The sequence below is a fragment of the Pedobacter sp. HMWF019 genome, assembly GCF_003061025.1.
Lineage (GTDB): Bacteria > Bacteroidota > Bacteroidia > Sphingobacteriales > Sphingobacteriaceae > Pedobacter.
The window spans coordinates 1-10,346 of the sequence record NZ_QAIL01000449.1 but is presented as its reverse complement, the minus strand read 5'-3'; the positions used below and the strand labels follow the sequence as shown (position 1 = coordinate 10,346).

The 10,346-nt window shown below is 38.4% G+C and carries 12 protein-coding genes and 1 tRNA gene; 5 read left to right on the top strand and 8 right to left on the bottom strand.

The features are described from left to right. The 4 genes from DBR11_RS23820 to DBR11_RS23800 form a co-directional block, all read right to left on the bottom strand. Positions 1–337: DUF3667 domain-containing protein (locus tag DBR11_RS23820; RefSeq protein ID WP_146186647.1), on the bottom strand; the 337-nt coding region annotated here is incomplete at its 3' end. A gap of 383 nt (positions 338–720) precedes the next feature. Then, positions 721–960: a hypothetical protein gene (locus DBR11_RS23810; protein WP_108555091.1), complete on the bottom strand. Its 240-nt coding sequence runs from the start codon at positions 958–960 to the stop codon at positions 721–723. Further along, positions 957–1,181, bottom strand: a complete 225-nt coding sequence (locus DBR11_RS23805; RefSeq protein WP_108555090.1) for a hypothetical protein — start codon at positions 1,179–1,181, stop codon at positions 957–959. Before DBR11_RS23805 ends, DBR11_RS23810 begins: the two co-directional genes overlap by 4 nt. A gap of 73 nt (positions 1,182–1,254) precedes the next feature. After that, positions 1,255–1,467 carry a hypothetical protein gene (locus tag DBR11_RS23800; protein ID WP_146186646.1) on the bottom strand — a complete coding sequence of 71 codons (213 nt, stop codon included), beginning with the start codon at positions 1,465–1,467 and terminating at the stop codon, positions 1,255–1,257. Positions 1,468–1,606: 139 nt separating this feature from the next. Here DBR11_RS23800 and DBR11_RS23795 point away from each other — a divergent pair. From DBR11_RS23795 to DBR11_RS23785, 3 genes are all read left to right on the top strand, one after another. Further along, positions 1,607–1,691, top strand: a tRNA-Ser gene (locus DBR11_RS23795). 369 nt (positions 1,692–2,060) lie between these two features. Next, on the top strand, positions 2,061–3,173 hold the full coding sequence (locus tag DBR11_RS23790; RefSeq protein WP_108555088.1) for a serine hydrolase: 1,113 nt from the start codon (positions 2,061–2,063) through the stop codon (positions 3,171–3,173). 58 nt (positions 3,174–3,231) lie between these two features. Then, a complete protein-coding gene (locus tag DBR11_RS23785) occupies positions 3,232–4,266 on the top strand; it encodes a serine hydrolase (RefSeq protein ID WP_158275369.1) in 1,035 nt (344 codons plus the stop codon). A 297-nt stretch (positions 4,267–4,563) separates the two neighbouring features. Here DBR11_RS23785 and DBR11_RS23780 read toward each other — a convergent pair whose 3' ends face one another. Continuing rightward, on the bottom strand, positions 4,564–4,926 hold the full coding sequence (locus tag DBR11_RS23780; RefSeq protein ID WP_108555086.1) for a nuclear transport factor 2 family protein: 363 nt from the start codon (positions 4,924–4,926) through the stop codon (positions 4,564–4,566). Positions 4,927–5,017: 91 nt separating this feature from the next. Continuing rightward, entirely contained in the window at positions 5,018–5,230 is a 213-nt protein-coding gene (locus tag DBR11_RS23775) for a hypothetical protein (RefSeq protein ID WP_108555085.1), read from the bottom strand. Between the two features lie 133 nt (positions 5,231–5,363). On the opposite strand from DBR11_RS23775, the gene DBR11_RS23770 reads away from it, so the two are divergent. Further along, the gene (locus DBR11_RS23770) at positions 5,364–6,386 is read left to right on the top strand and encodes an LLM class flavin-dependent oxidoreductase (protein ID WP_108555084.1); all 1,023 of its coding nucleotides are present in this window, start codon (positions 5,364–5,366) and stop codon (positions 6,384–6,386) included. 316 nt (positions 6,387–6,702) lie between these two features. After that, complete coding sequence (locus DBR11_RS23765; protein WP_146186645.1) at positions 6,703–7,011, top strand: hypothetical protein; 309 nt, start codon at positions 6,703–6,705, stop codon at positions 7,009–7,011. Between the two features lie 154 nt (positions 7,012–7,165). On the opposite strand, the gene DBR11_RS23760 is transcribed toward DBR11_RS23765, so the two are convergent. Beyond that, on the bottom strand, positions 7,166–7,804 hold the full coding sequence (locus DBR11_RS23760; RefSeq protein WP_108555082.1) for a hypothetical protein: 639 nt from the start codon (positions 7,802–7,804) through the stop codon (positions 7,166–7,168). A gap of 104 nt (positions 7,805–7,908) precedes the next feature. Next, complete coding sequence (locus DBR11_RS23755) at positions 7,909–10,245, bottom strand: GH92 family glycosyl hydrolase (protein ID WP_108555081.1); 2,337 nt, start codon at positions 10,243–10,245, stop codon at positions 7,909–7,911. Positions 10,246–10,346 lie beyond the last annotated feature (101 nt).

Below are 10,346 nucleotides of genomic sequence, written 5' to 3'. Positions count from 1 at the left end.
TATTTACCCATTCGCTTAATGCTTTCTTTTCTAAATACTGGTCAATATTTCCAATCTTTTGGTTTAATGAGAAAAATTCATATTTAATATGAAAGAAATGGAAAATAACTGTAAATAATGTCGCCGAAAATATTAGAAAAATGATTGGTTTTGTGATTTTACTTCTGTCCTCAAATATAAAGCTTCTTACTAATTTACCTGGTCTGATAAAAAGTTGTTTCACAGTAAATAGAAATCCACTTTCAAGATGTAAAAGATGAGTTATTTCGTGAATTATATATGATGAATCAATTCGTTTTAGTTTGTTGCCTTTTTCTAGATTGTCAACTTCTTGCATATTATTCGTCTATCTGCGTTTTGTTTGTTTATAATTTATGCTAACATTTCGGGGCTTGGCGTCAGTGGCGGAAATTGAAGCGAAAAGTTTCAATTTAACGACACGGTAAGCTAAAGCCAATTAATTGAATAAATTTAAGAAAAAAAGTCAATTGTATTGGCTTTTTGCGATGACCTCCTCTCTGATATTCAGACTGTCAAAATTAGATTTTCGATGTTTTGAACTGCAGGTTAACAAATTCTTTGGGAGTCAGGTCATTAAGGCTGCTATGCGGTGTGTAGTGATGATACTCCCATCTAACATTCTCAATTTTTTCTCTGGCATCACCACCGTATAAAAAAAGTTTCGGCAGACGAGGGATAGATGTTGGCAGGTACTTGCTCCTAATATTTGGCATATGAACGATTTTGACGGGAGCTGATCACCATTTTTCTTGACGAATCTCCGTTTACCTGATAAGTTTCAACACATGGTTTTAGTTGGGCAGAAGTAACTACAATGCTCTTTTTCAGTGCAGGTAGTTCTGGCAAATCATAATTTTGTTCGTTATCTAATATTTGACTAACCGGCTCCATCAGTGCATTAGGAGATATGTCATTTCCTATATTTTGAAGTACAATCACCGTAAGACGGCGTTTTGTATAACGGAGTTGGTAGCAGGTATGTTCACTGGCAACAGCTTGGTGATATCTGCAGTGGTATGAATCTCACCAGTATCAATCTGGTTAGAAGTCCATCCTACAAAATCTCTGATCCCGGAAGTATGATGCAGTAAATCAATTATTTTAACCCCATGGTATGGAAGTCCTGGCAAATATTGCTGGATACTATCACTGTATTTCAATCTCCCCTGCTCGGAGTTGCATGATAGCCATCGCTATAAATTGCTTGATCGGGGAGGCCACTTCAAAACGGGTTTACAGATTTAGTGCAGTTTTCTTATCAAGATCAGCATAACCATATGCGCTTTTGAAAATCGGACACCCAGAATCTGCAATAAGCACACAACCATTAAATTGATGCTTCGCATATAGGGTATCAAACAATTGTTGTAGCTGTTCAGACCTACTTTGCCCATTCGTAAAAAAGCCAAGCAGCATCAGTAGGGTGATCAAAAGATTCTTTTTCAAGTTCACTAAGGGTTAACAATATTTGAAAGTAATATAAAAATTGTATTAACCACGTTTTATTGGGCTAATAATCAGCGTAGATAAAGCTTGGTAGCCGATTCCGGTTTGCAGAATCGGTTTGTATTTGTATTTTTGCGCCGGAGAGTTGGCAGAGTGGTCGATTGCGGCAGTCTTGAAAACTGTTGAGTGTAATAGCTCCGGGGGTTCGAATCCCTCACTCTCCGCAAATGTATAATCAAAATACAAAAAAAACGCTTTAAACATAAGTTTAAAGCGTTTTTTTGTTTAAAGCCAATAGTAAAATCACACAATTTTTCGCAGTATAAGGTGCCTCTTTTAAACCCGTACCACCGGGACACCCTGATCCTTGTAAGTTATTGACAATCATCGTGTGCAATATTTAAACATCTTGACAAGGACACCGGGGACTCTAGACGCATTCCTGTAACGTTAAACCTGTACTTCTTTATCTTTTTTGTTTTTCTCCGTAAACACACAAAACAGGTTCTGCATTTCTACTACCTGACCGTAAAAAAAACATACTTATATAGATGTAACAAAACCGCCCCCGTTTACATCTCAATAGAATAAGCATGAAAAGAAAACTGTCCGCTATTATATTATTGCTACTATTACTATTCACTTTTAAGAGTTATTCCCAATTACAAACATTAAGTGGGAGAAAACTGAATGTCGAAGACTTGGATAAGTATATTAGGAAACAAATGGATTCGCTTGCCATGCCGGGCTTATCATTTGCGCTTATTAATAAGGGTAAGGTAGTTTATCACAGATCCTATGGTGTAACCAATGTAGAGACCAAATTAAAAGTTGATGATCAATCGATCTTTGAGGCAGCATCTATGTCTAAAACTGTGTTTGCTTATTTTGTACTTAGAATGGTTGATAAAAAATTATTAGAACTGGATACGCCATTATATCGTTATATGGCATATAAAGACATTGAAAAAGATGAACGTTATAAATTAATTACCGCTCGGATGGTATTGTCGCATACTACAGGATTCCCTAATTGGCGTTATTTTGATAAGCGTGATGAAAGCCTTTATAAATACGGTGAATTATATCTCAAATTTACCCCGGGTACACAATTTGCCTATTCTGGTGAGGGTTACCGTTACTTATCGCTGGTTGTCGCTCATTTAAATGGCTTATCTATCCAGACATTAGATCCTCTTTTTCAAAAGGAAGTGGCTAAGCCATTGCATATGAAACATACATGGTTTAGCGGTAACGACTATATAAGTATTCATAAAGTTCAGGGACATGTAAATGGCAAGATGACAAAGAAAGCGTGGCCTACGTCTTTTCCAGAGCAAGATTCTACATGGCTTGACGCAGCAGGAGGATTGCATACGGAAGCATTAGATTTTTCCGCATTTCTAATAGGTTTAATGAAAGGTAAGGGCTTGTCTAAGTCCATTCTAAATGAAATGTTTAAGCAACAGGTTGTTTTAGACAAAACTACACCCCATTACGTTGTTAACGGCGATACTGGTTGGGGCTTGGGAATAGCGATAAAACCCGTTACGTACGGAACCATCTATGAGCATGGGGGCAACAATGGAGATTTCCAATCAGGGTTTAAAATTAACAAAGCTAACCAAAACGGGTATGTTTTTTTTACAAATTGCGAACAGGGAGTTGCATTCAATAATAGAATTGCTGAACTATTAATTAAATAAAAAATTACTTAGTGAAGTTATGAGAAATCTTATAATATCTACTTTTATAACAGTGATAATGTTGACCCATTTCGCTGATCTGATGGCACAGAATAACCCGGGATCAGTATGGACTTACAATAATAATCCTCAAAAATCGGGATGGAACACAGGTAAACTGAAGAATTTGAAACAATTTATAATCGATAGCACACAAGTCACCGGTTTAATGGTCATCCACAATGGTCAAGTTGTATTTGAGTATGGCGATGTGCAGGAAAATAGTTATATCGCATCCTGTAGAAAAAGCATACTTGCTATGTTATACGGTAAACCAGTACTTAAGGGTCAGATCAACCTTAATAGCACGTTAAGGAGTTTGAATATCGATGATCTGGGCGGATTACTCGATATCGAAAAACAAGCTACTGTAAGAGATGTTTTGTCTGCAAGATCGGGGGTATTCCACAAAGCGAGTAATCCCGGAGATTATCTGGAATTTGCGCCTAAAAGAGGATCAGTTAAACCGGGTGACTTTTGGCTATATAGCAACTGGGACTTCAATGTGGCGGGAACTATTTTCGAGAAACAAACTGGAAGAAGTATTTATGAATCATTGGATCAGGAACTGGCAATTCCTTTAAAAATGCAGGACTGGAAAAAAGAAATTCAACGTAAATATGGGGATTCCACTTCATCGATCCATCCTGCTTATCATATGTGGTTCTCAACCCGTGATATGGCGAGGCTGGGATTATTAATGCTTAACAAAGGTAAATGGGATGATAAGTATATCATTGATTCAAACTGGGTAAATGAAATGGTAAAACCTCGTACCCAGTTTACTGAAGTAAATGAACATATTCCCGCATATAAAGGCTCAGATTATTATTTTGGCTATGGTTACTATTGGTGGCTATGGCAAAACGTTACAGATAAGCGCTTTGAAGGCGGATATTCAGCTTTGGGAGCAATAGGACAGACTATTTCTGTATTTCCAAAAACCAAAACTGTTGTTGTTTACAAGACAAAAGATACATATGATAGAGAGACACCATACGCTGCCAGATACCGTCTGATAAGACTTGCAGTTCAATGTCTGGATACTGACTGATTTAGACCTCTTAAAATTCCTTTAATAATCCCTGTCTTTAGCGTTTAATAAATTGATATCTTTTCCTTAGCTGATCTACAAAATCTTTGCAGTAACCATCATAATGTTTCTTTAGTACCAATAATTGAAAATGGCTTTTCTGGAAAAAACTGACAAGTTCATTATCCATAACAGAGTTTAAAAGCGCATACTTTATCTCATTGTAAAACATTCGAATCCCTCACTCTCCGCCCAGAAAAACAAAAGCCTGAAATCATAAGATTTCAGGCTTTAATTTTAAAATATTCTTAGATTCTATTAGCCCATGCTATAGAAAAATTCGTCTGCAACGATCTTTCCATCTTTAACTTCATAAACGCAAATCTCACTCATCGCCATTCTTCCATGTGCTTTATATGTCGCATCAATGTTCATGACGATAGAAAAATGATGATCCGCAACGATGGGATCAGAACACGAAGCACTATGTATCTCTTCAACACTTTCTTCCCATTGCAGGGTTTTCTTTTTGACCGCGTCCTTGCCTTCTGTCAACTCCATTGGTGAACCTTTTGGTTCTTTACTTACTATATTATCGGCGTAGAGCTCGTCAATGGCCTGTTCGTTTTTACCTTCACGGCAAAGCTGTACTAATTTATCAGCTACTTCCTGGGTGTTCATATGATTATATTTAAGTTACAACCTAAGTTACTTAAAATAAACACCTTAATTGTTTAATATGTTTTATATTTAGGTTAACTTAATCAGCAATTCATCCCCTAGCCACTCTTCCCATCACATCGGCTTCTTTTTCCAATCCTGCATCATCATTAGCACCCACACCATCCTTCATTTGCTTCGTAGCCTTCACCCTATCCTCTTTCTGCTGCACGACATGCCACCCTTCATTTGGTAAATGTTTTTCTTGTCCTTCGGTCTGTAGCTGTTCAGGCTCAGTTTCTTCTTTTTTCAATTTTCTCTGCATGTATACTCATTTGGCGAGATGATTGTCAGCCAATCAAACCCTAAACTACAAAATATAGCTGGGCACTGAAAAAAAACATTTTAGCAACAAAAAATAGATAATAAAGCGCTATTTTTCAGTATGAAAATAAGCTATGAAGAAAATAGGATTTTTATCGTTTGGGCATTGGACTAACCATCAAGCCTATAAGACCCGTACAGCGGGCGACACATTACTTCAATCTATTGATTTGGCGGTCGCAGCCGAAGAAATTGGTTTAGATGGTGCCTATTTTCGTGTGCATCATTTTGCAGCACGGTTAGCATCACCATTTCCTTTGCTTTCGGCCATTGGCGCCAAAACAAATAAAATAGAGATTGGAACGGGTGTAATTGATATGCGTTATGAAAATCCACTGTATATGGTGGAAGATGCCGGCGCTGCAGATCTAATTTCTGAAGGGCGATTACAACTGGGAATCAGCAGAGGTTCGCCGGAACAGGTAATCGATGGCTGGCGCTATTTCGGCTATAAATTAGAGGAGGGAGAAACGGATGCAGATATGGGACGCCATAAGGCATTGGAATTCCTGGATAAGCTAAAAGGTGTTGGATTTGCCCAGCCTAATCCTTCTCCAATGTTTCCGAATCCGCCGGGCCTGCTGCGCTTGGAGCCACATTCAGAAGGATTGAGAGAACGTATTTGGTGGGGAGCTGCTTCTAATGCTACTGCTGTTTGGGCGGCTGAAAACGGAATGCACCTTCAAAGCTCTACCTTAAAGTATGATGAAAGTGGCAAACCTTTTCATATACAACAAGCTGAACAGATCAGATTGTACAAAGATGCCTGGAAAAAAGCGGGACACAATCGCGAACCGAGGGTTTCCGTGAGCCGGTCTATTTTCGCATTGGTAAACGATCAGGATCGCTATTTCTTTGGGCAGGAAACCGACCGGGTCGATAAAATCGGAATGATTGAATCAGAGAAACGTGCCATATTTGGAAGAAGCTATGCTGCAGAGCCAGATCAACTTATAAAAGAGCTAGCGGAGGACGAAGCTATCCAAGAGGCAGATACTATCCTTTTGACAATTCCCAATACATTAGGCGTTGATTACAATATGCATGTACTTTCTTCTATTTTAGAACACGTAGCACCCGGATTAGGATGGCGTTAAATTATATTAGTATTTCCAAAATATCACCATTTACGTAAAATCCAAGTGACAGACGAAATTTATAAAAAATCAATTGAAACCGGAGAATTACAATTAGTTGGTTTCTCAGATACTTTATCTCATTTCGGGATTGTATTTTTTTGCCTTTTTATGCCCTTAACTATGTTTTCTTTGCATTTTGATTGACTTTTTTCAAGGAAGGCGAACCTCTTTCAGAGAGGGGGAATTTTGGATCATACTTGCTCCTTCAATTGTCGCCCTTTTATTTTATTGGATTCAAAAACGAAGATTAAAATTTCGAATAGCTCAAACTAACTTGAAGCGCGATCAACTGCTAAAAATAATCAATGAGGTTGCAAAAGAACTAAAATGGAAGAAAGTTTCATCTAATACAAAAGTATATAAGGCTACAACAGACCCCGGCTTTTTTTCAGGAAGTTGGGGAGAACAAATAACCATCTTATTTTATGAAGATAATGTTTTCGTAAATAGCATATGTGATCTTGACAAGAGATCATCAGTAGTTTCCTGGGGGAGAAACAAGGAGAATGAGAAAACTCTGATCGACAGGATCAACGAAGCAAATTATAAATTGGGGTTTACAAGTTATTTGTCGGAAATGTAGGGCAAAAACTGCTATTTGCGATTCATTAAGTATCGACAATTTTGTATTTGAAAAATCCTACCTCTTAATTGTTTTAAGGTTAAAAAATCTAGATCAGATAGTTTAATACCCCTAAGCTTTAAGACTTTCAGCAATAAAAGTTTTGATATTGCCCCTACTTACGTCTATTTCGCATTTTTTCTGCGAAACACTGCGGTCCTATGGCCCCGCCTCCGTATTCCAAAGCTAGTTTAGGTCCTACGTAAATGTAAGTACAACTTTCATCGTAGTACTTCTTCAAGCTATATGACATTGGGGCATCAAAGACGTTAAAGAAATACATCCCCATCCCACTTCTTTTGAATCCGATTTTAGTTGGCTCGCCAGTTTGGATTTGAATACAATCGGCCTTGTCCAGTTTTTCTTTTAGTTCGGCCAGAGTTTCTCTACTCCACCCCATAGGTTTTATTAAACTATCCATTTTTGCAGTCTCGGTTGATAAATTCCATTCAAGAAACATGGGTTCTGTAACATCTCCTGCAGTAGAGTCTAGTTTCTTAATACCGAAACGAGCCAATTTATGATCACCAGAAAATTCAATTTCTACAAAAAGGTTCTTAGGCACGATCTTGTTAAAGTAGTGTTTTAATTCATAGATTTCAGTCTTCTTCTCCTGAAAACTAGCTTTCAGGTCGTCGGGTGAATATGTTTTATCAAAACCTCCGAAGGCCGAAATAAGACATACAAACCATAGGATAGTAATTAGGATAAAAACGCCAAGAGCAATTAATATCCATTTAATTATTTTATTCATCACAAGAGTGTTATTAATCAGAAGCCTAAACTACAAAAATAATTGACCTCTAAAACCCAGTAAAACAAAAAGCGCTGAACCTTTCAGCGCTCCCGTATTTAGTTTCACTTTTGTTTAGGTTGACTACCAAGTACCAATTCCAGTTCTCCCCCCTTAACAAAATCCTGAAATTTGAGCGACAAGCTGTTCAATGGCTTGCCATTGAACGTTCCACGCTGGATATATGGATGCTTTGGATCCTGTTCACTAACTTTAATCAGGAACTCGTTTTTTCTTATCTCCTTTGGAAGTTTAATCCTTACCGTTTCAAATAATGGTGCCCCAATTAGAAAAGAAGGATCAGGTCCCGTTAACCCTTTTACATCAAACAAGCCCATTGCAGACAATACGTACCATGCGCCCAACTGCCCTTGATCCTCATCCTGCCCATATCCATACCCGTGTATTCCATCGGCCCCGTAAAATTCATTACAAATTGCCCTAACCCATTTTTGGCTCAGATCTGGTCTGCCTGCATAATGAAATAACCAGGAAACATGTAAATTTGGCTGATTTCCCTGATTATACAGGCTCTCAACTCCTGCAAAGGCATCAATCTGCGTGCCCCCACCAAATAAATTTTTCTGCGAAACAGTAAAGATGCTATCCAGTCTGCTGTTGAATGTCTCCTTTCCTATCAGACTGACCAATTGCTCTGGTGCTTGAGGCACATAAAATGTATATTGCCAGGCATTGCCTTCCTGAAAGCCTCTCCAAGGCTCCAAAGGATTAAACTTATCTAAGAATCTACCCTCACTATCTTTCGGTCTCATAAATTTTGTACTGGGATCATACAGTAATTTCCAACCTTCTGAGAGTTTAGTAAACTGTTTATAATCTTGCATTTTATGAAGCGACTTGGCGAACTGCGCTGCTGCAAAGGCAGAAAAAGAATACTCCAGGGTATGCGAAGCACCAAAAAGAGAACCTTGGGTATTTAACTCAGGATTATCACTCTGGTCCTTGATATAGGGCGAATAACCTTTCTCCACAAAAACGCCAACATCTAACTTCCCAGCTCCGGGAATACGGCCTTTACTTTCCAGTTCATTTTTACGCACGGCTTCATAGGCCAAAGGAACATCATAATTTCGAATGCCTACATTATAAGCTGCTGCAATGGCCAGTCCCGTAAAATTAGTTCCAACACCAGATACGTATTTACTAGTAGCAATACCATCACCAAGCCAACCAGCATCTTTATACACCAACAATTGACTTTGTACCCAGTCGTTATAGTATTCTGGATAGGCAATGGACCATAGCTGAGTTAAATTCCAGAAGGCACCCCAAATGGCATCTGTATTGTAATGATGATATCTCGGAGTACCGTTTTCCTTTAACGGGATCTGTCCTACACCCCCATCATTTCTTGGATATGTACCATTCACATCGCTTGCCAGGCCCCTGCCTAAAAGTGCGTGAAAGAGTCCGGTATAAAACTTAATGCGATCTTGTTCGAGTCCACCTTTTACTTCAATCCTACTCAATGACTTATTCCAGTTTTCAATGGCATTAGTTTTTGCTTTTGCAAAAGTTAATGTTGAAGCTTCCTTCGCCAAATTGAGTTTTGCATTGTCTACAGAAGTATAAGAAAGACCTGTTTTAATTCCAATTTGCTCGCCCTTCTTCGTGTTGAACTGTAAATATATTCCAGCACCCTTCCCCTGGATGCTTTTAAGCCCCTTAAACTGCGTACTATCCCTAAAAGCGCCATAAGAGACCGGCACTTTATCAAGCACTGCATAAAAGTACATGGTCACATTTGCTGTTTCCTGGTATTTCTGAACATATACAGGTTTGGTAACCACGTAGCCCCATACATGACCGTGCTCATAAGTCACTTTTGCATCTATGACTGGGCCGCTCTCGCCCATCTTATGACCAATATCAAAGATAACATTGGCTGCGTCTGTTTCTGGAAAAGTATATTGATGAAAACCCACCCTTTCTGTTGCCGTGAGTTCTGCTGTTATATGATAATCTTTTAAAAGCACCCGATAATATCCCGCAGTGGCATATTCGTCAGACTTATCAAATGAAGACCTGTATCCCGAATTTTTCTCCTCCTTTTTACCAGGAAATGTTTTCAGCTTTCCTACTGTTGGTGCAAAGACTACCCCGCCAATTTGAAATTCATGAAAATTGGCAAAACCTTCTATGGAAGTATGACGATCGTCATAGCCAACAGCTTCCCATCCTGATGGATTTCCTTCACTCCCATTTGTGCTGGGGGCTAATTTGGCCATGCCAAAAGGGACTGCAGCAGGGGTATAAAAAAAGTATCGACTATGTGCAGAGCCAATATTAGGCCTCACATATTGGACTGGCCCATTTTCTTTCTGAGCATAAAGGAAGATGGTTTGAGTACTAATTAATAAGAGGAGAACAATCCTTTTCATCTTGGTTTACAGTTTTGGTTATTCAAATGTACATACATATTTATTAAAAATATTTAAATTTTACTATACTTGTACATACATACATTTCGATAACCAACATC

Excerpts from the sequence above, each read along its gene's own strand:
- DBR11_RS23790 (WP_108555088.1), top strand. The coding sequence starts at position 2,061 with ATGAAAAGAAAACTGTCCGCTATTATATTATTGCTACTATTACTATTC.
- DBR11_RS23775 (WP_108555085.1), bottom strand. The coding sequence starts at position 5,230 with ATGCAGAGAAAATTGAAAAAAGAAGAAACTGAGCCTGAACAGCTACAG.
- DBR11_RS23780 (WP_108555086.1), bottom strand. The coding sequence starts at position 4,926 with ATGAACACCCAGGAAGTAGCTGATAAATTAGTACAGCTTTGCCGTGAA.
- DBR11_RS23785 (WP_158275369.1), top strand. The coding sequence starts at position 3,232 with ATGTTGACCCATTTCGCTGATCTGATGGCACAGAATAACCCGGGATCA.
- DBR11_RS23755 (WP_108555081.1), bottom strand. The coding sequence starts at position 10,245 with ATGAAAAGGATTGTTCTCCTCTTATTAATTAGTACTCAAACCATCTTC.
- DBR11_RS23760 (WP_108555082.1), bottom strand. The coding sequence starts at position 7,804 with ATGAATAAAATAATTAAATGGATATTAATTGCTCTTGGCGTTTTTATC.
- DBR11_RS23770 (WP_108555084.1), top strand. The coding sequence starts at position 5,364 with ATGAAGAAAATAGGATTTTTATCGTTTGGGCATTGGACTAACCATCAA.